The sequence below is a fragment of the Kribbella sp. NPDC026611 genome (genome assembly GCF_040638345.1).
Classification (GTDB): Bacteria; Actinomycetota; Actinomycetes; order Propionibacteriales; family Kribbellaceae; genus Kribbella.
This window is the reverse complement of sequence record NZ_JBEZYC010000004.1, coordinates 142,634-164,782: the sequence shown is the minus strand read 5'-3', so window position 1 is coordinate 164,782 and position 22,149 is coordinate 142,634. Positions and strand designations below refer to the sequence as shown.

General features: G+C 68.9%; 24 protein-coding genes. 6 read left to right on the top strand and 18 right to left on the bottom strand.

The genetic code is table 11. The annotated features are described in order from the left end of the window. Positions 1-104: 104 nt before the first annotated feature. Positions 105-929, bottom strand: a complete 825-nt coding sequence (locus AB0E69_RS17895; RefSeq protein ID WP_360146418.1) for a phytanoyl-CoA dioxygenase family protein — start codon at positions 927-929, stop codon at positions 105-107. Positions 930-1,038: 109 nt separating this feature from the next. On the opposite strand from AB0E69_RS17895, the gene AB0E69_RS17890 reads away from it, so the two are divergent. Further along, the gene (locus AB0E69_RS17890) at positions 1,039-1,890 is read left to right on the top strand and encodes an AraC family transcriptional regulator (protein WP_360146415.1); all 852 of its coding nucleotides are present in this window, start codon (positions 1,039-1,041) and stop codon (positions 1,888-1,890) included. A 71-nt stretch (positions 1,891-1,961) separates the two neighbouring features. Further along, complete coding sequence (locus tag AB0E69_RS17885; protein WP_360146412.1) at positions 1,962-2,819, top strand: aminoglycoside phosphotransferase family protein; 858 nt, start codon at positions 1,962-1,964, stop codon at positions 2,817-2,819. On the opposite strand, the gene AB0E69_RS17880 is transcribed toward AB0E69_RS17885, so the two are convergent. Further along, positions 2,774-3,544 carry a hypothetical protein gene (locus AB0E69_RS17880; protein ID WP_360146409.1) on the bottom strand — a complete coding sequence of 257 codons (771 nt, stop codon included), beginning with the start codon at positions 3,542-3,544 and terminating at the stop codon, positions 2,774-2,776. The two genes, AB0E69_RS17885 and AB0E69_RS17880, sit on opposite strands and share 46 nt — an antisense overlap. A 10-nt stretch (positions 3,545-3,554) precedes the next feature. On the opposite strand from AB0E69_RS17880, the gene AB0E69_RS17875 reads away from it, so the two are divergent. Next, positions 3,555-4,577 (top strand): 1-aminocyclopropane-1-carboxylate deaminase, encoded by a 1,023-nt coding sequence (locus tag AB0E69_RS17875; RefSeq protein ID WP_360146406.1) that lies wholly within the window; start codon positions 3,555-3,557, stop codon positions 4,575-4,577. Here the strand turns inward: AB0E69_RS17875 and AB0E69_RS17870 are convergent. The 13 genes from AB0E69_RS17870 to hisI form a co-directional block, all read right to left on the bottom strand. Then, positions 4,574-5,776, bottom strand: a complete 1,203-nt coding sequence (locus tag AB0E69_RS17870) for a hypothetical protein (RefSeq protein WP_360146403.1) — start codon at positions 5,774-5,776, stop codon at positions 4,574-4,576. The two genes, AB0E69_RS17875 and AB0E69_RS17870, sit on opposite strands and share 4 nt — an antisense overlap. An 81-nt stretch (positions 5,777-5,857) precedes the next feature. Further along, positions 5,858-6,499 (bottom strand): VIT1/CCC1 transporter family protein, encoded by a 642-nt coding sequence (locus AB0E69_RS17865; RefSeq protein WP_360148495.1) that lies wholly within the window; start codon positions 6,497-6,499, stop codon positions 5,858-5,860. A 76-nt stretch (positions 6,500-6,575) separates the two neighbouring features. Beyond that, positions 6,576-7,634, bottom strand: coding sequence for a prolipoprotein diacylglyceryl transferase (gene lgt, locus AB0E69_RS17860; protein WP_360146400.1), 1,059 nt, complete (start codon positions 7,632-7,634; stop codon positions 6,576-6,578). 93 nt (positions 7,635-7,727) lie between these two features. Then, positions 7,728-8,414 carry a thioredoxin domain-containing protein gene (locus tag AB0E69_RS17855; RefSeq protein WP_360146397.1) on the bottom strand — a complete coding sequence of 229 codons (687 nt, stop codon included), beginning with the start codon at positions 8,412-8,414 and terminating at the stop codon, positions 7,728-7,730. Continuing rightward, positions 8,411-8,872: a MauE/DoxX family redox-associated membrane protein gene (locus tag AB0E69_RS17850; protein ID WP_360146394.1), complete on the bottom strand. Its 462-nt coding sequence runs from the start codon at positions 8,870-8,872 to the stop codon at positions 8,411-8,413. The genes AB0E69_RS17855 and AB0E69_RS17850 overlap by 4 nt, the downstream gene beginning before the upstream one ends. Beyond that, positions 8,869-9,522 (bottom strand): SCO family protein, encoded by a 654-nt coding sequence (locus tag AB0E69_RS17845; protein WP_360146391.1) that lies wholly within the window; start codon positions 9,520-9,522, stop codon positions 8,869-8,871. The genes AB0E69_RS17850 and AB0E69_RS17845 overlap by 4 nt, the downstream gene beginning before the upstream one ends. Before the next feature lie 7 nt (positions 9,523-9,529). Next, positions 9,530-10,354 (bottom strand): tryptophan synthase subunit alpha, encoded by an 825-nt coding sequence (trpA, locus tag AB0E69_RS17840; protein WP_360146388.1) that lies wholly within the window; start codon positions 10,352-10,354, stop codon positions 9,530-9,532. Next, entirely contained in the window at positions 10,347-11,558 is a 1,212-nt protein-coding gene (gene trpB, locus AB0E69_RS17835; RefSeq protein WP_360146385.1) for a tryptophan synthase subunit beta, read from the bottom strand. Before trpB ends, trpA begins: the two co-directional genes overlap by 8 nt. Before the next feature lie 243 nt (positions 11,559-11,801). After that, positions 11,802-12,608: an indole-3-glycerol phosphate synthase TrpC gene (gene trpC / locus AB0E69_RS17830; protein ID WP_360146382.1), complete on the bottom strand. Its 807-nt coding sequence runs from the start codon at positions 12,606-12,608 to the stop codon at positions 11,802-11,804. Between the two features lie 13 nt (positions 12,609-12,621). Then, a complete protein-coding gene (locus AB0E69_RS17825) occupies positions 12,622-12,879 on the bottom strand; it encodes an HGxxPAAW family protein (protein WP_360146379.1) in 258 nt (85 codons plus the stop codon). Positions 12,880-12,934: 55 nt separating this feature from the next. Continuing rightward, a complete protein-coding gene (locus AB0E69_RS17820) occupies positions 12,935-13,465 on the bottom strand; it encodes a Trp biosynthesis-associated membrane protein (protein WP_360146376.1) in 531 nt (176 codons plus the stop codon). Next, positions 13,462-14,952 (bottom strand): anthranilate synthase component I, encoded by a 1,491-nt coding sequence (locus tag AB0E69_RS17815; RefSeq protein WP_360146373.1) that lies wholly within the window; start codon positions 14,950-14,952, stop codon positions 13,462-13,464. Before AB0E69_RS17815 ends, AB0E69_RS17820 begins: the two co-directional genes overlap by 4 nt. Beyond that, the gene (hisI, locus tag AB0E69_RS17810) at positions 14,949-15,281 is read right to left on the bottom strand and encodes a phosphoribosyl-AMP cyclohydrolase (protein ID WP_360146370.1); all 333 of its coding nucleotides are present in this window, start codon (positions 15,279-15,281) and stop codon (positions 14,949-14,951) included. The genes AB0E69_RS17815 and hisI overlap by 4 nt, the downstream gene beginning before the upstream one ends. 50 nt (positions 15,282-15,331) lie before the next feature. On the opposite strand from hisI, the gene AB0E69_RS17805 reads away from it, so the two are divergent. Both AB0E69_RS17805 and AB0E69_RS17800 read left to right on the top strand, forming a co-directional pair. Continuing rightward, positions 15,332-15,754, top strand: a complete 423-nt coding sequence (locus AB0E69_RS17805) for a hypothetical protein (protein WP_360146367.1) — start codon at positions 15,332-15,334, stop codon at positions 15,752-15,754. Positions 15,755-15,766: 12 nt separating this feature from the next. After that, entirely contained in the window at positions 15,767-16,843 is a 1,077-nt protein-coding gene (locus tag AB0E69_RS17800) for a dipeptidase (protein ID WP_360146364.1), read from the top strand. On the opposite strand, the gene AB0E69_RS17795 is transcribed toward AB0E69_RS17800, so the two are convergent. Further along, positions 16,840-17,706, bottom strand: coding sequence for a GNAT family N-acetyltransferase (locus AB0E69_RS17795; protein WP_360146361.1), 867 nt, complete (start codon positions 17,704-17,706; stop codon positions 16,840-16,842). The two genes, AB0E69_RS17800 and AB0E69_RS17795, sit on opposite strands and share 4 nt — an antisense overlap. 121 nt (positions 17,707-17,827) lie before the next feature. On the opposite strand from AB0E69_RS17795, the gene AB0E69_RS17790 reads away from it, so the two are divergent. After that, a complete protein-coding gene (locus AB0E69_RS17790; RefSeq protein ID WP_360146358.1) occupies positions 17,828-18,148 on the top strand; it encodes a Fe-S cluster assembly protein HesB in 321 nt (106 codons plus the stop codon). 323 nt (positions 18,149-18,471) lie between these two features. Here the strand turns inward: AB0E69_RS17790 and AB0E69_RS17785 are convergent, their stop codons facing one another. Both AB0E69_RS17785 and AB0E69_RS17780 read right to left on the bottom strand, forming a co-directional pair. Beyond that, on the bottom strand, positions 18,472-20,268 hold the full coding sequence (locus AB0E69_RS17785) for an ABC transporter ATP-binding protein (RefSeq protein ID WP_360146355.1): 1,797 nt from the start codon (positions 20,266-20,268) through the stop codon (positions 18,472-18,474). After that, on the bottom strand, positions 20,265-22,106 hold the full coding sequence (locus tag AB0E69_RS17780; RefSeq protein WP_360148492.1) for an ABC transporter ATP-binding protein: 1,842 nt from the start codon (positions 22,104-22,106) through the stop codon (positions 20,265-20,267). The genes AB0E69_RS17785 and AB0E69_RS17780 overlap by 4 nt, the downstream gene beginning before the upstream one ends. Positions 22,107-22,149 lie beyond the last annotated feature (43 nt).

Here is a 22,149-nt window from a genome sequence, read left to right as displayed (position 1 = left end):
CTCCCGTCCCACCGCCAGTACACCTTTCACTCACCACACTCACTTTTAGTGAAAAACTGCTCACTCACAGTTGCATCTCCTCGCGGAACGGCTTTTGAGACTCGTCAGTGCAGTGATTCGACGACGGGATTGAGGTTGCTGGCGGCCAGGTCGCCGGGTTGGAGGCCGGGGAGCCAGCGGCGCAGGTCGGCGGCTTGGGCCGGGTTCGCCGGCGGTTGCACGATCAGGTCGGCGTCGTGCCAGATGATCGTCATGACTTCGCGCACCCGGTCCGCGAGATTCGCCGGCGCCCTGTGCACCGTCCGTCCGGCGTGGAACGTCACATCGCCGGCCGCCATGGCTCTGGGGGAGCTGACGGAGTACCGGCCGGTGGCGAACAGCCGGTCGAAGTGATCCTCGGAGGCGTCGGAGATGTGCACGTCGCTCAGCGGGCCGTCCTGGTGGCTGCCGCCGGCGAACATCAGTCCGCCCATTTCCGCGGCGATCGGGACCAGAGGCATCCACATCGTCAGCATCCGATGGCCGTCGAGGGGCCAGTACATCGCATCCTGGTGCCACGGGGTGATGCCTCCACCAACCTCCTTGAACAATGCTTGGTCGTGGTAGATCCGGACGCGATCGCAGCCGAGCAGTTGCGCGGCGATGCCTGCGAAGCGGCCCGCCAGGACGAACGCCGCGACGCCAGGGTCCTGCTGCCACAGATTCGACACCTGCACGAACGCCTTGCCGTAGGTGTCGCGCTGGTCGAGCGGACGAGACTCCTGGTTGTGTCGCCAGGCAGCTTCGCGGATGACCTCCTGGTACGCACTGGCCTCCTCGGCCGACGCCACGGCAGGAAGGTGGACGAATCCTTCCGTTCGGAACCGGGACACGTCCTCGGGGGCGACCAGGTACGGCGTATTCAGACGGGGCAGGGAGTTCGCGTCCATGGGTCAGGTCCTTTCGGTGCTCGAGACTGGCTGACCAATACGAACGCGGGTGGCAGGATCCCGCTCGGAACGGGCTGGTGGAACTGGTATCTGTTGGTATCGTCCGTCGATGGCGAAGGTGTGGCTCGACGCAACGCGTGCGGGCACCCACGGCGGCGTCGGAGATCTGATCCTGGCCGGACGTCAGGATCACGGTCAAGGCATCCTGACCGGCGGCAGGCCGCGCTACTACCCGGCCTACGCCTTCTCCTTCGTCACCAGGGGAATCGGCCGGTACCGCGACGCCAACCGAGATGTGGCCATCGGGCCGGGCACCGTGGCGTACGTGTTCCCCGGAGTCCCGCACTGGTACGGCGTCCTCGACCCGACCGGACACTGGGACGAGGTCTACCTGGCCTTCACCGGCCCGATCTTCGACGTCGCGGCAGACCAGGGTCTGCTCGATGTGCGGCAGCCGCTGCGCAGCCTGCGCGACGTCGCCTATTGGAAGCGTCGCATCGAGACGTTCCGGACCCGCCGTCCGCCGATCGGCCGGCGGGCGCGCGACGCCGAGGCCTGCGAGGTACTTCAGCTGCTCGCCGACTTTGCTGCGGCCGGTGATCCGGAGCCTCCGCAGTACGGCGACGACTGGATCGAACTGTCCTGCTCCCTGCTGCGGGCTGACCCGGGCGAACGAGTCGACCTGGAGTCCGTGGCGCTGGCTGTCGGAATGCCGTACGAGACCTGGCGGCGACGGTTTCGGGACCGCACCGGCTACTCCCCTGGTCGCTATCGACTGAACCATCGAATCGACACCGCCGTCGAACTGGCACGCTACTCCACGATGCCGTCCCGAGAGATCGCTGCGGCCCTCGGATTCAGCGATGAGCAACACCTCGCTCGGCATCTCAAGGCCGCCACGGGTCGTACGGCTCGGCAGCTGCGGAACCAGATCGCCCGGTCCCCCGCACCGAACGCCTGACCGCGGTTCACCTTTCCGTCCTGGGTGTGCGCTGATCGCTAGTACCACCCTCAGGTGGTAGATCTGGTCGAATGCACTGGGAACCTGGGGACGACTGGACGGCGCTGACCGCGGGCACGGGAGTGTCCAACGGTGGGGTGTGGCGGACGCCGGACGGGTTCGTGGTGAAGCGGCTGGTTCCTGGGGTCGAGCGGCCCGCACACTACGCGTACTGGCGGCGGCAGGCCGAGGTCGCGCGGTCCGGGCTGCTGGAGTCGACGCTCGGGCTGCGCGCGCCGCGGTGTCTCAAGGTCGAGACCGATCCAGCCGGGATCGCGGTGTGGACGGAGGCGGTCGACACGACGGACCTCGAGCCGATGGAGCTGGCTGAGGCTTTGGGGCGGTTCGCGCTCAACGCACTGGAGCCGGCGCCGTGGTTCGCGCGGGGAATCTTGCGGGATCGACTGGCGAACGACGAGGGCCGGGGCGGGTGGAGTGCGCTCGCTTCGGTGCCGGCTCTCGCACCGGAGCTGCGGCAGGTCTGCGGACAACTCTGGGAACGCAGGGCCGACGTCATGACGGAGCTCGACCGGCTTCCACAGCAGGTGATTCACGGCGATGCACATCCGCTCAACCTGTTGCGTCGTACTGGTCGGGAGGTTGTCGCGGCTGACTGGGAACAGTTCGGGACAGGTCCGGTGGGGTTCGATCCTGCGTACCTTGCGTTGTCGACCGATCACCCTGTCACCGAAGTGGTCGGTGGGTATCAGGCCGGCAGTGGCGGTCTGTGGCCGGTGGAGGTGGTGCGGCGCGGGGTTGTGCTGGTGGCTGCGGTGACGTTGGTGGCTCGGGCTGCCTGGTCGCTCGGTCAGCCGGAGCCTGGGGATCACCTGGAGCGGCTGGTTCAGCAGGCCGAGGTGGTAGCGGAAGCGGTCAGCCACCTGTCGTAGAACGCGCTGTAGCTCGGGAAGCGGGTCGTGGTCGCCTCTACCAGGACCTCCCGGAGAGGCGCCGGCGGGTCCGGCAGCAGGACGAGCGCGGCGCGGGCCATGACGTACGCCGTGGTCCGCGAGTCGATCGGTGCGCCCAGCGCGAGCTGCTCGGGAGCCATGAATCGTTCCGAGCCGAACATCCGGCCCATGGTGTTGCGGTACGGCCCGCGCACGTACGTGTCGAGGTCCATCACGGTGAGCCGGCGGGTGCCGAAGTCGTACATCATCGCGCCGTCGTAGAAGTCACCCTCGACCCAGCCCGCCTCGTCGAGCCTCGCGTGCAGTTCGTAGAGCGTGTCCAGCACGGTCAGGATCTCGTCGGCGGGGAGCACCCGGAAGCGTTCCCGGGTCGCGGGCGGGCCGAGCAGCTCTCCGTCGCGCCACTCGTAGACCAGCATCGGGCCGGCGGCGGATTCGATCACGGCGTGCAGGGTGGGCAGCGCCGGGTGCTGGACCGAGCGGGCGAGCTCGACGGCGGTTCGGAGCAGGGCGACGCGGTCGTCGAAGTCGAGGTACGGCGTGGGGTCGGACGGGTCGCCGGCGGTCTTGACGAAGTACCGGGTGTCGGCGGTCTCGACGCCGTACGAGAAGTTGCCGGAGTCCTGGGTGGTGAATCGGGCGAAGATGGTCCCGAGTCGATCGAGGTAGTCGACCGGGTGGACAGCGATCTCGCTGGGGAGCATGGAGGAGAGCATGGCACTGAGTGACTTTCCGCGGCATCCGCTTTTGTTCGGGCCGAGCCCAATGCATCGGCTGGAGCGGTTGACGGAGTACCTGGGTGGGGCGAACCTCTGGGCGAAGCGGGAGGACTGCAACTCCGGGCTCGCGTACGGCGGGAACAAGACCCGGAAGCTGGAGTACCTGATCCCGGACGCGCTGGCGCAGGGTGCGGACACGCTGGTGTCGATCGGCGGATACCAGTCGAACCACACGCGGCAGGTAGCGGCGGTCGCGGCGAAGCTCGGGATGAAGGCGGTGCTGGTCCAGGAGAGCTGGGTGAACTGGCCGGACGCGGTCAACGACCGGGTCGGCAACATCCTGCTCAGCCGGATCATGGGGGCCGAGGTGCGGCTGGATCCGTCCGGGTTCGGGATCGGCTTCAAGGACAGCTGGAAGCAGGCGCTGGCGGACGTGGAGGCGCGGGGCGGTACGCCGTACGCGATCCCGGCGGGGGCTTCGGACCATCGGCTGGGCGGCCTGGGGTTCGCGAACTGGGCCTACGAGGTCGAGCAGCAGGAGCGGGAGCTCGGAGTGTTCTTCGACACGATCGTCGTGTGCGCGGTGACCGGGTCGACGCAGGCGGGGATGATCGCCGGGTTCGCCGGCCAGCAGCGGCCGCGGCGGGTGATCGGGATCGACGCGAGCGCGAAGCTGCAGGAGACGCGGGACCAGGTCGCACGGATCGCCCGGAGTACGGCGTCCTTGATCGAGCTCGGACGCGAGCTGCGCGACGACGAGATCGTGGTGCTCGAGGGCTGGGCCGGCGACGAGTACGGGATCCCGGTGCAGTCCACCCTGGACGCGATCCGCATCACCGGCCAGCTGGAGGGGATGATCATCGACCCGGTCTACGAGGGAAAGTCAATGGCAGGCCTGATCTCACTGGTCCGCTCCGGCGAGATCCCCCCGAACTCCAACGTCCTCTACGCCCACCTCGGCGGCCAACCGGCCCTCAACGCCTACAGCAGCCTGTTCACAACGTCTCAGCCGATCTAGAGACGAGCCTCCGCGCAGACCTTGTGTGCAGGGCGTCCGGTACTGTCTCGCAGGTTCGTCAACCCATTGCACGACACACAGGGCTGCGGATCGGCGCTCCAATGCGATCGGTCGGTCCAGTTCAGCATCTTCGGCTCGGTAGCGGTTCGGAGATCGAGATCTGGACGTAGGTGCGCAATCGCCAACGCCAGGCCGGTGTCGCGAATCGGTGTGGGCGGAGCGCGGAACCCGGTCTCTTCGCCGTACCTGCAGGACGTGTCGAGCGGCCGCTCGCGGACTTCGGCCTCAACGGGCTCGGGTGCGACCTGTTCAACTTCCTCGGTCTCGTCCGCTGCGATCTCGTAGTACCTGTCCAGCTCCCGACGAGGAGCCCAGAGATACCTTTCGGCCCGGGAACCGGCCACCCGCTTGACATGTAGGACGCGGTACTCGCCGCTGGCGGTGAACTCCACCAGCTTGTTCAGGAGAAGGTTGTGGGCCGGCAACCATTGAGCGTGGAACTTCCCGCAGCGTCCATACCTGCTGACCGGGCAGGGCAGGACGGAGCTGATGTCACATCGCCAGATGTCGAGCTGGTTGACGCCGCCGACGATGTCGAGCGGGTCACCTGCCACGATCTCCCGCCACGGCGTCTCTTTGATCCGTGACCACGGTGCCCGGTTGATCAGTTCGGCCTTGGCCGACTTCGTCAGCCACATCGAGGTCAGGCCGTCACGTTTCGCGAGCTCGGTACGGCGTTCCACGGCCCGCCGTCCCAGTTTGGACATCTGCGGCTCCCACCCGATCCGGATGCCGTTCAGACCGTCGACGATGACGTCGGTACGTCGCCTCCCGTCGACCGACCTGGACTCGACATCCGCTGCGAACCCGACCGCCTCGGCGTCCTTGCAGATACGTTCCTTCAGCGCCTTGTGCTCATCGCTCTCTGCAGGCGTGACCTCGTGCTTGCCAGGATTGCGATGGACGGCGACGGGGCCGCATGCGCGCTGCTGAATGTACATGTAGGGCGACTTGCCCTCGGCCTCGGAGTTGCACGGAAGTCCACGCGCGCTCTGGATGCACTGCAACAACTCACGATCCGGGTCGGCGTCGTCTCCGTAGATCTCGCTCCACAGGTCCGGGAAGCCCGGCTGACCGAGGTCGGGCAGCGTCAGGTTCAGCTCGATGCCGTACCTGGTGCAGAACACGCTGCTCGCCATCTTTCGATGGTAACTACAAGTATTCGGGCCGCAACTGTCGATGAGTGTCGCTCATGATGCTCAACGGGTCCTTCCGGTGCGTCAGCCGATGCCGGGGCCGACGAGGGTGCCTACGGAGTAGGTGAGGGCGGCTGCGGCGGCGCCGAGGAAGAGTTGGCGGAGGCCGGAGTACCACCAGGAGCGGCTGGTGACGCGGGAGACGACGGCGCCGCAGACGAAGAGTGCGGTCAGGGACAGGATCAGGCTGGGGACGACGCTGCCGGCGCCGAAGAGGTACGGCGCGAGCGGGATGAAGGCGCCGATTGCGAAGCAGACGAACGATGATGCTGCTGCGATCACCGGGTTCGGGAGGTCGGTGGGGTCGATGCCGAGCTCTTCGCGGACGTGCTCCTCGAGGGCCTGCTCCGGGTCGGCGTGGAACTGCTTCGCGACCTTGCTGGCCAGATCCGGGTCCAGGCCCTTGGCCCGGTAGGTCTCCGCCAGCTCGATCTCTTCGTCGATCGGGTGTCTGGCGATCTCCTTGCGCTCGACCTCGATCTCGGCTCTCGCCAGCTCCCGTTGCGAGGCGACGGAGGTGTACTCCCCCGCCGCCATCGAGAACGCGCCCGCGGCCAGCCCAGCCAGGCCTGCCAGCACGATGAACTTGCTGCCTGAGCTGGTCCCGCCGTCCATCCCCGCGATCAGCGCGAAGTTCGACACCAAACCATCCATCGCCCCGAACACGGCCGGCCGCAGCCAGCCCCCGTTCACATCACGATGCCGATGGTCACCGTGATGCTCAGCAGAAACATCAGGCGCCTCAGTCACGAGACCCGTCTGCGTGGTCAGACCCATTGGTGGTCACCTTCGGCTTCGCCTCGGCAGCCTGTGTTTTGTCGCTGTCTGCGGCTGACTGCACCTTCGTAGCGTCCTCGCCGTCGGTGGCTGCGTCGCTCTTCTCGCCGTCGGTGGCGGTGGCCGTCTTGTCAGCTTCGGTGGGGGCGTTTGCGCCGTCGGTGGGCTTGCCGGCGGCTGCTCCTACGGAGGTGTCTTCCTGGCCTGGGGTGCGGCGGGTGCTGATGATGAAGGCGGCTACGGCCAGGACGAAGAGGATGATGGCGGTCCACACGTTCAGGCGGAGGCCGAGGAAGTGGTTGACCGTGTCGATGCGCAGGTTCTCGATCCAGGCGCGGCCGGCGGTGTACGCCGCGACGTACAAGAAGAACGCGCGGCCGTGGCCGAACTTGAAGCGGCGGTCGAGGAGGATCACCAAAGCCATCACCCCAAGGTTCCAGACCGCCTCGTAGAGGAACGTGGGGTGGAAGGTGGCATAGTCCGCATACCCGGACGGGCGGTGCTCGGGGGAGATCTCCAGGCCCCACGGCTTGTCCGTCGGGCGGCCGAAGAGTTCCTGGTTGAAGTAGTTGCCGAAGCGCCCGAAGACCTGTGCCAGCGCGATCCCGGGCGCCATCACGTCCAGCACCGGCAGGAACGGCACCTTCGCCCGCCGGCACGCGATCCAGGCGCCGAGCGCGCCGAATCCGACCGCACCCCAGATGCCCAGCCCGCCGTGCCAGATCTTCAGCGCGTCGATCGGGTGCCGGCCCTCGCCGAAGTACAGCTCGGCGTCCGTGATCACGTGGTAGATCCGCGCCCCGACCAGGCCGAACGGGATCGCCCAGAACATGATGTCGGCCAGCACCGGAGCGGACCCGCCACGGGCGACCCAGCGCCGGCGGCCGACCCAGTAGCCGACGAAGATGCCGGCCAGGATGCACAGCGCGTACGCGCGCAGCGGCAGGCCGAGGACGTGCCAGACACCCTGGCTCGGGCTGGGGATGAACGCCGGAACCATCACGGCGGGAATCAGACTAGACATGACAAGCAGGAACGCTACTCGACCGGTCCCGACCACGACCAGGAACCCTGGGTCACGGTCGGGACTCGGTGCGTAGGTGGCTCCAAGCCCCTCCTAGCTCGCGATCCCGGCGACGGCCTTCTGCAGGCCGTCGGCGGTCAACTGATCGGTCGGGAGCTTCTTCTCATTCACGTAGACGGTCGGCGTGCCCGTGACACCGCGGTCGTCGGCAGCCTTGGACACGGACTCCAGCCAGTCCTTGTACGTGTTGTTCTGCACGGCCTCCTGGAACTTCGCGTCACCAATGTCGAGCTGCTTGCCCAGCTCCAGCAGCTGATCTGTCGTCCAAGACTTCGAGAAGTCGCCGTACATCTCGTCGGCGAAGCTCAGCGCCTTGCCGTTCGCGGCCGCCGCGGCGAACGCGTTCGCCAACCGCGGCGAGGCGTTCGGGTTCACGAACTGCATCGGCCAGTAGGTCAGCGTCGCCGTACCGTCCTGCACCAGCTTGTCGATGGTCGCGCCGCTGGCCTCCTCGAACTCCGCGCAGTGCGGGCAGCGGAAGTCGAGGTACAGGTCGATGTGCGCCTTCGCCCCGGCCTTACCGACCGTGACGCCCTTCCCGGACGTCCCGGGCCCGGTGATCAGCGCGGGCTCCGGCCGGCCGTTCGAGCTGACGGACACCTTCGAGTGGCCGCGGTAGTACTGCACGCCGACGCCGGCCGCGAGGGCCAGTACCAGGATCACCACCACCACGATCCCCGGTGAGATCCGGCGTTGCGGCTGCTGCACGGTGTTACTCACGACGCGACGACTCCTTGCGGCTCTGATACGACAGCGAACTTGCTGACCGGGAAACGCCACAGCCAGCCGGCCAACACGAGCAGACCGACGTCCCGCAGGATCTCCTGCAGGTACTTCGTCTGTCCGGTCGCGACCGGACCGCCGCCGCCGAAGCAGCCGCAGTCGATCGACAACCCGCGAGCCCAGGCGGACGAGACCGCGGCGATGAACACCACCAGGAAAGCACCCGCGGCGACGGCCGACGCGCGGACACCGAAACCGACGATCAACAGCAACCCGATCGCGATCTCCAGGAACGGCAGACCCCACCCGACCGGCGCCACCAGCGCCGACGGCAGCAACTCGTACGCGCGTACGGCCTGCGCCGCCGTCTCCGGATCGGCCACCTTCAACGCGCCCGCGACGAGCATCACGCCGCCGAGCAGCAGCCGCGCGACCAGTGAGATCCACGCCCTCACTGGTTGTCCTCGACCAGCTTCCCGAAGTCGTGGGCCAGGTCACCGATCGCAGCGTTGGACAGCCACAGCACGTTCGCCTTGTCGTTCTTGCCGAAGCCGATCACCTGCGCACCGTGACCGACCTCGTACCCACCGGAGGGGAGCTTCTGCATCCCTTCCACCGGTACGCCGACCGCCTTGGCGATGTCCTTGATCGACGTCAGCGACCCGGTCAGCCCGGTGAACGCCGGGTCGAACCGGTCCAGGTACTTGCGGATCACCGGCCCGCTGTCCCGAGCCGGATCCGTGGTGATGAACAGCAGCTGGATCTGGTCGCGCACCGACTTGTCGAGCTTGGTCAGCGCGGACGCCACGTCGGCCATCACGGTCGGGCACACGTCCGGACAGTTCGTGTAGCCGAAGAACACCAGCGTGACCGGCTTCTTCGTCGAGGTGACCAGATTGAACTGGTTGCCGCCGGTGTCGGTCAGCGTGGCCGCGGGCAACGAGTACGGGCGGTCGAGCGCCGCACCCCGCAACCCGTTCGGGTCCTGCGAGGTGCGGATGATCGCTCCACCCGGATTGTCCGCCTTCTCCTTGCCACTGCACCCCGCCAGGGCCAGCAGCGCCACCGCTGCGAGAAGCAGGGCGGCGTTCCTGGTTCGACTCACGGGGGTTCTAACGATCGACGGACTGACGGGGTTCCCGGCGGACGCCTTCGGACAGGTCCTCGGTGAGCGCGCGGACCCCGGCGGGGCCGGCCTCGTCGAGCGCCTTCACGAAGGCCGAGCCGACGATCACCGCGTCCGCGAACCGGGCGACACCGGCCGCCTGGTCCCCGTTCGACACGCCCAGACCGACGCCGACCGGTACGCCGGTGACCGCCTTGGTGCGAGCCACGAGCGGCTGGGCCAGGTCCGACGGCTTCTCCCGCGCGCCGGTGACGCCCATCACAGCGGTCGCGTAGACGAAACCACGGCAGGCGGCGGTGGTCATCTTGATCCGCTCGTCGGTCGAGGACGGCGAGACCAGGAACACCTTGTCCAGGTCGTGCTTGTCCGCGGCCGCGATCCACTCCGCGCCCTCGTCCGGGATCAGGTCGGGCGTGATCAGCCCCGCTCCCCCGACTCCGGCGAAGTCGGTGGCCCAGCGGTCCACGCCGTACCGCTCGATCGGGTTCCAGTACGTCATCACGAGCACGGGCACGTCGGAGTACGCCGCGAGCTTCTCGACCGTGCTGAGCACGTCCCGCGTCCGCAGCCCGCCGGCCAGCGCGGCCTCGGCGGCGCGCTGGATCGTGACCCCGTCCATTACCGGGTCGCTGTACGGGAAGCCGATCTCGAGGACGTCGACGCCGCCGTCGACCATCGCCTTGATCGCGTCCACGCCGCCGTCGTACGACGGGTAGCCGGCCGGCAGGTACCCGACCAGGGCCGCCCGGCCGGAGTCGTTCGCGGCCCGGACCGCGGTCCCGGCCTTGCCCAGGGCAACCAGGTCACTCATGCCCGGCCGCCTCTCCACCCAGCCCGAACCACTTCGCGGCCGTGTCCATGTCCTTGTCCCCACGCCCGGAGAGGTTCACCAGGATCGTTGCCTCAGGCCCCAACTCGCGCGCGACGTCGAGCGCACCCGCGACCGCGTGCGCCGACTCGATCGCCGGGATGATGCCCTCGGTCTGCGACAGCAGCCGGAACGCGTCCATTGCCTCGGCGTCGGTCTTCGGCCAGTACTTCGCCCGGCCGGTCTCGGCCAGCCACGCGTGCTCCGGACCCACGCCCGGGTAGTCCAGTCCGGCCGAGATCGAGTGCGACTCGATCGTCTGCCCGTCCTCGTCCTGCAGCAAGAACGACCGCGCACCGTGCAGTACGCCGACCTGACCGGCGGTGATCGTCGCCGCGTGCCGGCCGGTCTCGAAGCCGTCGCCACCCGGCTCGACGCCGTACAGCTTCACGTCCTGGTCGGGGATGAACGCGGTGAACAGACCGATCGCGTTCGACCCGCCGCCGACCGCCGCCACCGCCGCGTCCGGCAGCTTGCCGAGCAGCTCGAGCGACTGCGCCCGGGCCTCGTCGCCGATGCCGCGGACGAAGTCGCGCACCATCGCCGGGAACGGGTGCGAACCCGCCGCCGTCCCGAGGATGTAGTGCGTCTTGTCGACGCTGGCGACCCAGTCGCGGAGCGCGTCGTTGATCGCGTCCTTCAGCGTCCGGCTGCCGGTCTTGACCGAGATCACCTCGGCGCCGAGCAGCTTCATCCGGGCCACGTTCAGCGCCTGGCGCTCGGTGTCGACCTCGCCCATGTAGACGACGCACTCGAGGCCGAGATACGCACACGCGGTCGCGGTCGCGACGCCGTGCTGGCCGGCACCGGTCTCCGCGATCACCCGCGGCTTGCCCATCCGCTTGGTCAGCAGCGCCTGGCCGATCGCGTTCCGGATCTTGTGCGCACCGGTGTGGTTCAGGTCCTCGCGCTTGAGCAGGATCCGCGCCCCGGCCGCGTCGGACAGCCGGGTCGCGTCGTACAGCAGGCTCGGGGCGCCGATGTACTCGCGCAGCATCCGCTCGAACTCACCGGTGAACTCCGGGTCGGCCATCGCCTCGCGCCACGCGGTCGTGAGCTCGTCGAGCGGCGCGATCAGCGCCTCCGGCATGAACCGGCCGCCGAAACGGCCGAAGTGCCCGAGCTGGTCGGGCAGCACACTACTCATCCGACAAAACCTTCCAAACCCGGCTTAGGCAGCGCGGGAGAGCTTCTGTCCCGGGCCGTTTGGACCGGCCGGGAGGGCCAGTGCTTCAGGTGTGGTGTAGCTCGAACGATAACGGTGTCCAGGTGCGTGCATCGTGGTGCTTGAGTAGTGGCCTCGATGCGGAGCATCGTGGGCGCTGCTCAAGTGCCGCGAGGTGCGTGCCTGGGCGCCGTTAGCGCCGAGCTACACCACACCTGAAGCACTTTAGTGCCGCTGCTGGATGGCGGGGTGCGATCCGGCGGCGACGAGGTCGGCGACCGAGGCACGAGGATCGCGGCCGGTCACCAGGGTTTCACCGACGAGGACGACATCGGCCCCGGCGCGCGCGAACTCGATTACATCATGCGGCCCGCGAACGCCCGACTCCGCCACCCGGACCAGCTCCTTCGGGATGGTCGGCGCGATCCGCGCGAAGGTGTCCCGGTCGACCTCGAGGGTCTTCAGGTTCCGGTTGTTCACGCCGATCAGCTGAGCCCCCGCGTCCACCGCACGCAGGGTCTCCTCCTCGTCGTGCACCTCGACCAGCGGGCACAGGCCGATCGACTGGGCCCGCTCGATCAGCGACACCAGCGCCTCCTGCTCGAGCGCCGCGACGATCAGCAGCACCATGTCGGCGCCGGCCGCGCGGGCCTCCCAGAGCTGGTACGACGAGACGATGAAGTCCTTGCGCAGCACGGGCACGTCGACCCGGCCGCGGACCGCGCGCAGGTCGTCCAGGCTGCCGTTGAACCGGCGCTCCTCGGTCAGCACCGAGATCGCGGCGGCGCCGCCGCCCTCGTACTCCCCGGCCAGCGCCGCCGGGTCGGTGATCTCGGCCAGGTCGCCCGCGGACGGGCTGGACCGCTTCACCTCGGCGATGATCGCGATCCCGTCACCACGGAACACCGGCATCGGGTCCTTGGCGTCGGGCTTGCGCTGGGCCTCCTGCTTCAGGTCGTCCAGGCTGACCCGCGCCTGGCGCTCCGCGAGGTCCTCCCGGACCCCCGCGAGAATGTCGTCAAGCACAGTCATGTCCGTCCGCCCCTCAGTGTTCGTCGTCGGTCGGAACTCCGAAACCGAGCAGCTGCAGCACCTTGCCGGCGAGCGCACCCAGCACGACGACCGCGACGGAGATCCAGAACAGCACCCAGTTCGGGCCGAGCACCATCGCGATCGCGCCGACCGTGAAACCGATCAGCACGATGGTGACCGCGGTCCACGCCGCCGGGCTGTTGCCGTGCAGGTCGTGCGGCGCCTCCTCGCGCTGCGCTACCCGGGCTTGATCGGCCGTCGTATTGTCCATAGTTGGCGCCACTCCTCGTTGTCGTCCGTCCTATTGTGGCGGTACCCCGCCGCGATCACAGAGTCGGGTCCTCCCCCGCGTCGATCGCCTTCCACTGATCGGCCGGTGCGGCGGCCGGATCACGCTCGTATCGCGCGGTGGGCCGCCGCCACCGCTGCGCCGTCAGCACGGTCAGCACACCGGCCGCGGCCAGCGCGATCCCGCCCGCCAGCGCGAACCACGGCGCCGGTCCCAGCGACTGCGTGACATGGTCCGCCACCACCTCACTCAGCTCCGGCCGCAACCTGCTCAGTTCGGGGCCATCGGGGCGCACGCTCAAGGCGACCACGATCGCGCCGACGCCGAGCAGGGCCACCAAACCGCCCAGGACTCGCCGGAGCGCGGTCCCAGCGAGCTTCGTCACCACCACGGCGACGACACCCGCGAGCGCGAGCGTGACCGGCGCCTTGGTGATCGAGTAGCCGGTGAAGTGCACCGGAAGCCGCCCGTTGCCGGCATCCGCTGACACCCAGGTCAGGTACCCCGACAGCCCGAGCAGGATCAGCGCCGCGAGCGCGAGCAGGTCGACCAGTCGTTGGGCTCTCATACGTCGCTGAACGTCCCCGCGACCGCGATCGCGTTGAGTACGGCGGCCGCCTTGGTCCGGCACTCGGCGTCCTCGGAGGCCGGGTCGGAGTCGGCCACGATCCCCGCCCCGGCCTGCACGTACGCCGTCCCGCCGCGCAGTACCGCGGTCCGGATGGCGATCGCGGTGTCCGCGTCACCGGCGAAATCGAGGTAGCCGACGATCCCGCCGTACACCCCGCGGCGGGTGACCTCGAGCTTGTCGATGATCTCCATCGCGCGCGGCTTCGGTGCCCCGGACAACGTCCCGGCCGGGAATGCGGCGGTCAGCGCGTCGAAGGCGGTCTTGCCGGCCGCCAGCTGCCCGGTGACCGTCGACTCCAGGTGCATCACGTGGCTGTACCGGCGGACGTCCATGAAGTCGACCACCTCGACCGTGCCCGGCGCACAGACCTTGCCCACGTCGTTTCGGCCGAGGTCGACCAGCATCAGGTGCTCCGCGCGCTCCTTCACGTCCGCGCGCAGCTCCTCCTCCAGCGCGTGGTCCTCCTCCGGTGTCGTACCGCGGCGGCGGGTGCCGGCGATCGGGTGCAGGATCACCTTGTTGTCGGTGACCTTGACCAGCGCCTCCGGGCTGGAGCCGACGATGTCGAAGCCGTCCAGGCGGACCAGGTACATGTACGGGCTCGGGTTGGAGCGGCGCAGTACCCGGTAGATGTCCAGCGCGGACGCGGTCGTCTGCAGCTCGAAGCGCTGGGAGACGACGATCTGGAACGCCTCTCCGGCCCGGATCTCCTCCTTGGCGTGCTCGACCGCCTCGCGGTACTCCGCGCTCGAGCGCTGCCGGTGCGGGTCCGGCTGGGCCAGCCGGTCGGCGCGGACGACGTACGACGGGGTCGCCTGGGCGAGGTCGCGCTCCATCGCGTCGAGCCGGCGGACGGCGTCGGCGTACGCCTCGTCGACGCGCTCGTCGGAGTCGTCCCAGTTGACCGCGTTGGCGATCAGCCAGATCTCGCCGGTCTCGTGGTCGAGCGCGGCCAGGTCGGTGGCGAACAGGAAGGTCAGCTCGGGCAGGCCGAGGTCGTCGGTCGTTGTGTCCGGCAACCGCTCGATCCGGCGGACCGCGTCGTACCCGAGGAAGCCGACCATGCCGCCGGTCAACGGCGGCAGGTCCGGCAGGCGCGGGGTGTGCAGGATCTCCAGCGTCTCGCGCAGCGCCTGCAGCGGGTCACCGGACTCCGGCAGGCCTACTGGCGGGTTGCCGGTCCAGACGGCCTGGCCGTCGCGCTCGGTCAGCGTCGCGGCGGAGCGGACGCCGATGAACGAGTACCGCGACCAGACGCCGCCGTTCTCGGCCGACTCCAGCAGGAAGGTGCCTTCGCGTTCGGCGGCGAGCTTGCCGTACACGCCGATCGGCGTCTCGGCGTCGCCCAGCAGCCGGCGGGTGACGGGGATGACGCGGCGGTCCTTCGCGTAGTCGCGGAAGGTCTCCAGGTCCGGGGTGTTCACGCCGCGGTCACCTCGATCTCGCCGTGCTCGAAGCAGCTGCGGGTGCCGGTGTGACAGGCGGGGCCTTCCTGGTCGACGAGGACGAGCAGGGTGTCGGCGTCGCAGTCGACGAGGATCTGCTTGACGTGCTGACGATGGCCGCTGGTCTCACCCTTGACCCAGTACTCCTGCCGGCTCCGCGACCAGAACGTGCTGCGGCCGCTCGCCGCGGTCCGCCGCACGGCCTCGGCGTTCATCCAGCCCACCATCAGGACCTCGCGCGTGTCGTACTGCTGCACCACCGCCGGAATCAACCCGGCCCCATCGAAGGTCAGCTCGTCGATAGTCACCCCCCTATTGTCTCCGATACCAAGGACTGCTTTGACCACGGGAGGCCACGGTGGACCTGAACGCGTACTACGCAGAACAGAAGCGCCGGCGCGAGGTTGCCGAGCAGGAGTTCGCGGCGCGCGCGGACACCTGGCGGTTCACGCTCGCACCGGAGGCACAGGACTGGGCCGCGGACTGGCCGGCGATCACCGAGGCGAACCTGCTGCAGCTGGTGCTACAGGCGGATGCCGCTGGACTTTTTCTGACAGCAGAAGCGGGGTCGGTGCGTAGCGCCTACAGCTACCGCGACCAGTACACCGAGGCGACCACCGCGACCGGCTTCGGTTTCTGGCCGGAGACTGCCGAGTACCTGGTCGTGCACGCCGCCCAGGCGATCATGTACGACGAGCTGCCGGGCCTCGACGCGTTCGGCGTCCTGCGGCGGGTGGCCGACACGTTCCAGCAGCCGGCCGCGGGCTACGAACAATCCTGACAAGATGACTGAATGGCGAACGACGACTGGGTGATTGACGGGCACAACGATCTGCCTATCGCGTTCTACGAGCTGTGTGGGTACGACCTCGACGCGTATGACCTGGGTGGGTCGGTGCCGCAGTTGAACACGGATCTTCCGCGGCTGCGGGCCGGGCGGGTCGGGGGGCAGTTCTGGTCGTTGTGGGTGCCGCAGGACGAGCACGCCGTACGGCGGACGTTCGAGCAGCTCGACTTCGTGCACCGGTTGGTCGAGCGGTTCCCGGACGACCTGCGGCTGGCGGACACGGCCGATGACGTCGAGGCCGCGATGAAGGCCGGGCGGGTCGCCTCGCTGATGGGCATGGAGGGCGGCCACTCGATCGGGGAGTCGCTGGGCGTACTGCGGGTGATGCGGGAGCTCGGCGTGAGGTACATGACGCTGACGCACAACCACAACGTGTCCTGGGCGGACTCCGGGACCGACGAGCCGGTGCTCGGCGGGCTGAACGAGTTCGGCGAGGACGTGGTCCGGGAGATGAACCGCATCGGCATGCTCGTCGACCTCTCCCACGTCTCCGCGGACACGATGCGGCACGCGCTGCGCGTCACCAGTGCACCGGTGATCTTCAGCCACTCGTCGGCCCGTGCGGTCTGCGACGTACCGCGCAACGCACCGGACGACGTGCTGGAGACCCTGGCGGCCAACGACGGCGTCTGCATGGTCACCTTCGTCCCGTACTTCGTCTCCCAGGCGTACGTCGACTGGACCAACGGACTGCACGCGCTCGCCAAGGAGCACGGTCTGGAAGGGTCGGAGCACCGCGAGCAGGTCGAGGCGATGTACGACGTACCCCGTCCGGACGTGACGCTGGCAGATGTGGTCGAGCACGTCGAGCACGTTCGTGAGGTGGCCGGGGTGGATCACATCGGGCTCGGCGGGGACTACGACGGCTGCCCGGAGTTCCCGGTGGAGCTGCCGGACGTGTCGACGTACCCAGTGCTGTTCCAGGCCCTGGCCGACCGCGGCTGGAGCGACCAGGACCTGACAAAGCTTGCTAACGGCAACATCTTGCGGGTACTGCGGGCCGCCGACGACGTGGCGGCCTAGCCCTCCCGGCGCTGCGGGCGGATCTCGGGCTGCGGCTCGAGTCCGGCCGCCTGGTACGTCGCGACTCCGCCGACGTTGGACGCCGGCGTACAGGTGTAGATGCTCGACGCGCCCAGCTCCTGCAGCACCCGCGCACACCCGAGCACTATCGCCTTACCGTAGCCACGGCCGCGGTGCAGCCGGTGCACCCCCATCGGCTCGATGTAGCCCGGCTTGCCCTCGCCTGCGGACCACACGGTCGCGGCCGCGACCGACTCGCCGAGCTGGTTCCGGGCGACCAGGCAGCGCGCATCCTCGTACACCGGGCCGTCTGCCATCGCGTGCCAGCGCGCGTCGGTGAACGTCGACCCCTCGAAGGCAGCCCGCTGTACGCCGGTGCGCTCGTGCGCCTCCTCCGCGCCGATGACGTCGATCCGGACACCCGGGTCCTCGACCGGCGTGCTCAGATCGCGGCACAGCGCGGCCCACGGGTCGTGCGCGTTCCAGCCGTCCTTGAACAGCAGGTCCTGGACGAGCGCACCCATCGGCGACTCGACATAGACCTTGCCCTCGATCAGCACGCCGACGTCCGGGGTGGACACGTCATGCACGAGCACCTGGGCCAGCTCCGGGTCCCGCTGCGCGTCCGGCGCGATCGACAGCCGCAGCGTGTCCGAGTCGTCGAGCAGGCCGATCGCGACGATCACGCCGTCCCGGGTCCAGGTCCGCGTCGCAGCCGTGGTCGCCTCCGGGCCGAACCGCCACTGCCACCCGATGTCGCCCGGGTGCAGCTGGTACGGGTCGTTGTCTCGCTGCCAGTCACGCAGCGCGGCCACCAGGCCGCCCAGCTCGTCGGTCCCCGGAGTCTTCAGCTCGATCGCCATGGTGTCAGATCACACACCATCGCACCGACAGTTCGCACGCAGGTTTCCGCGGCCGGGGTTTGTGATCCTGGGCATCGGGCACGGGACGGGCTCAACCGACAACCGACGGATGGAGTGGGCTGTGCTGACCCTGACTGAGAACGCGACACTGGTGATCAAGAGCATCACCGGCGTCGAGGGCGCGCCGGAGGGGGCCGGGGTGCGGATCTCGCAGGAGAACCCGGCGGATCCGGCACTCGCGGTGACGACGACCGAGGCACCGGCGCCGGGCGACCAGGTGGTCGAGGACGCCGGCGCGCGGGTGTTCCTCGAGCAGAACGCCGCCAACGCGCTGGACGACAAGATCCTGGACGCAGCGGTCGACGACAAGGGCGGTGTCGAGTTCCTGCTGGTACCCCAGCCGGGAGCCGGCCGCGAGAACGGCGCCGCCCCCACCAGCTGACCCCCAGCTGACCCCGCAGACGGCCGGACCCCTCCCCGGGCCCGGCCGTCTCGCACGCCCGGGCCCGGCAGACGAACGAGGCAGCCGAAAACGACAGGAAGGAAGAGAGATTTCACAGTGGTGGCTGGCTCCGGTGACCGACCGGGGCTTTGGCCGCGCGACGCAGCACTGGCTCCCAGCCGCACTCGGTGATCGCGCCGGTCGTGGCAGCCTCCCGCGGCCGGACACCCCGACAACTTCCGGCCGATCACCGGAGCCGGCCAACCCTCTAAATCTCTTCTTTTCTGGTCTTTTTTCTTCCTGATGATTCTCTTTCTTGCTTTTCAGAGGGTGCTTCGTTGGGCTATCCAGCTGTTGTGGAGGCGGGTGTAGACGCCGCCGGCGCCGACCAGCTCGGCGTGGGAGCCGCGTTCTACGACTTCGCCGTTGTCGAAGACCAGGACCTCGTCGGCGGCCTCGGCGGTGGAGAGGCGGTGGGCGATGGTGACCGACGTACGGCCCGCCATCAGCCGCTCGAGCGCAGCGTTGACACGGACCTCGGTGCCGGGGTCCACGGCCGAGGTGGCCTCGTCCAGCACCAGCAGGTCCGGGTCGGCGATGTTCGCGCGGACCAGCGCGACCAGCTGCCGCTCGCCCGCCGACAGCGACTCACCACGCTGTCCGACAGGTGAGTCGAGCCCGTCCGGCAGCGACTCCAGCCAGTCCGTCAGCCCGAGCGACTCGAAGGCGGTCAGCAGCTGCGCGTCCGTCACTTCCGGCCGGCCGAACCGCACGTTGTCCGCCAGCGACGCGTCGAACAGGTACCCGTCCTGCGGCACCATCACCACCCGCTCCCGCAGCGACTCGAACGAGATCTCCCGCGCATCCACCCCGTCCAGCCGCACCGCACCGGACGACGGGTCCATCAGCCGGGTCAGCAGCTTCGCGAACGTCGTCTTCCCGGACCCGGTCTCCCCCACCACAGCGACGCGCCGATGCGGCGCGATCCGTACGTCGACATCGCGCAGTACCAGCTCACCCTCCGGGTAGGCGAAGTCGACGTCGTCGAACTCGACCGTGATCGGTCCCCGCGCCTGCTTCACGCCCGCCTCACCCGGGTCGACCACGTCGGCCGGAGTGGCGATCACACCGAGCACCCGCCGCCAGCCGGCGAACGCACTCTGCGCGTCGGTCAGCACCTGCGTAGCGATCTGCACCGGGTCGGAGAACAGTGACACCAGGAACATGAACGCCAGCAGCTCACCCAGCGTGGCCTGCTTGTCGACACCGAGCAGCACACCGACCGTCAGCACCCCGGCGTTCGCCAGACCGGCCGCCAGACCACCGATCGAGAAGGTCAGACCGGTGATCGCCTGCGCCTTGGTCGCAGTCCGCCGGTAGTCGTCGATCGTCGCGTCGATCCGGGTCTGCGTCCGCTGCTCGATCGCGTACGCGCGAACCACCTGCGCCCCGACGACCGGCTCCGAGATCGCGGACAGCATCTCGCCGACCTTCGCCCGGACGATCCCGTACGCCGCCGACATCGCACGCTGCAGGTACTTCAGGCTGAGGAACAGCGGGATGAAGCACAGCAGCACGACCAGCGCGAGCTGCCACGAGTAGATGAACATCACCACGGTCGCGAGCAGCATCTGCCCGAGGCTGACGATGAAGATGAACCCGCCGAACTGCAGGAACTGCGACACCGTGTCCACGTCCGACGTGACCCGGCTGACGAGCGCACCCCGCCGCTCGGTGCTCTGCGTCAGCACCGGCAGGTCGTGCACGTGCCGGAACGCCTTGATCCGCATCGTCGCCAGCCCGGACTCCGAGTTGATCGCCAGCCGCACGGTGGTCAGGTACGACGCACCCGCCGTCAGGACCACACCTAGCGCGCAGACGACGACCATCCACGCCACGTACGACATGTTCGGCCCGCCGGCACCGGACAGACCCTTGTCGATCGTCTGCTGCACCGCGATCGGTACGACGATCCGCCCCGCGGTCATGGTCAGCGCCAGGATCCCGGTCACCCACCACCCACGCGCCAGCTCCGGCGAGACCTTCAGCCCCTCCTTGAGCGTCTCGATCCCACCGGCGTTGTCGCCATGGTCGAGCCGAGTCGCCTCCGCCGCGCTCACGCTGATGCTCCTTCCGCGTCCAGGTCTGCTTCGAGCTCCGCCTCTTCCTGGCGGCGCTCCGCGTCCTTTTCGTAGGCGTCGACCAGGTCCCGGTAGGCGGGCGACGTCTGCTGCAGCTCGGTGTGGGTGCCGTGCGCGAGGATCCGGCCCTCGTCCAGGAACAGCACCTCGTCGGCGAGCGAGATCGTCGCCTTCCGGTAGGCGATCACCAGCACGGTGGTGGCGGCACCGCTCTCCTCGTGTACGACCTCGCGCAGGCCGGCCAGGATCCGTGCCTCGACCTGCGGGTCCACCGCGCTGGTGGCGTCGTCCAGGATCAGCAGCCGCGGCCGCCGGACCAGTGCGCGGGCCAGCGCGATCCGCTGCCGCTGCCCGCCGGACAGCGTCGTACCGCGCTCGCCGACCTTGGTGTCCAGGCCGTCCGACAGCGCCTTGACGAACCCGTCCCCCTGGGCGATCCGCAGCGCGTCCCAGATGTCCTCGTCGCTGTAGTCACCGCCGAGCGTGATGTTGCCCCGGATCGTGTCGTCGAACAGGAACGCGGTCTGCGCCACCAGCGCCACCGAGCCGGCCAGCTCGTCGCGGGCCAGCTCCCGCAGGTCGATCCCGTCGACCTTGACCGAGCCCTCCTCCGGGTCGATCAGGCGGGTCAGCAGCGTGGTCAGCGTGGACTTGCCGGCACCGGTCGGTCCCACCACGGCGACCGTCCGGCCGGGCTCGATCGCGAAGTCCATCCCGGCCAGTACGTCGCGCTCCGGGAGGTATCCGAACCGCAGACCGGAGACCTGCAGCCGAGCGGCTGTCGTCGACGTCAGCCGCGCCTCGCCGTACTCCATCCCGCCCTCGGCGGTGAGCACGCGCTGGACCCGGTCCCAGCCGACGACCGACCGCGGGAGCTCACCGAGCACCCAGCCGAGCGCCCGGATCGGGAAGCCGATCAGCGTGAACAGGAACGCCACCTGGACCACGTCACCGGCGTCAGCCGCACCCGAGCGAACCCGGTACACACCGACCAGCAGTACGGCAAGGACGCCCAGCCGGGGCAGGCCGTCGATGACCGGGTCGAACATGCCACGCGCCTTGTTCACCGCGATGTTCGCGTCCCGGAGCGCGTAGGTCGGACCGCGGAAGCGCTCGGTCTCGGCCGCCTCCCGGCCCAGCGTCTTCACCACCAGCGCACCGTCGAAGGACTCGTGCGCCACCTCGGACACGTCGGCGCGCAGCTGCTGCGCACGCGTCGCCAGCGGCTGCAGGTAGCGCTGGAAGATCACGTTCGCCACGAAGACCAGCGGGAAGACGCAGCAGCCGACCACGGCCAGCCAGACGTCGGCGGCGAACATCGCGAGGGTCGCGAACACCAGCATCGCGATCACCCCGATCGCCATCGGCAGCGGCGCGATCACGAACCAGATCGACTCCACGTCGGCGTTCGCGTTCGACAGCAGCATGCCGGTGGAGTGCTGGTGGTGCCACTCGAGCGGAAGCTTCAGGTACTGCCGGGTGACGCGGCGCCGGTACGTCGCCTGCAGCCGGTACTGCATCACGCCGGCGCCGATGCGCCGCCCGACCACGCCGATCGCGTTCAGCACCGCGATGCCGAGGAACAGGCCGATCAGTGACCCGATCGTGCCGCCGGTGACGTCGCCACGCTCGAACGCGGGCCGGATCAGGTGGTCGGTGGCGTAGCCGAGCGCCCAGCCGCCGGCGACCGTCATACCGCCGTACAGCATGCTGGCGAGCACGGACAGCGTGAAGACGCCCGGCTCCTCCCAGATCGCCACCCGCAGCACCGCGAGCCCTCTCCGGGTGACGCTGCCCTTGGCGGGGACTTTCGGCACAGGCAAGGCGCACTCCAGGCAGTCAGGTGCATATACGGGACAC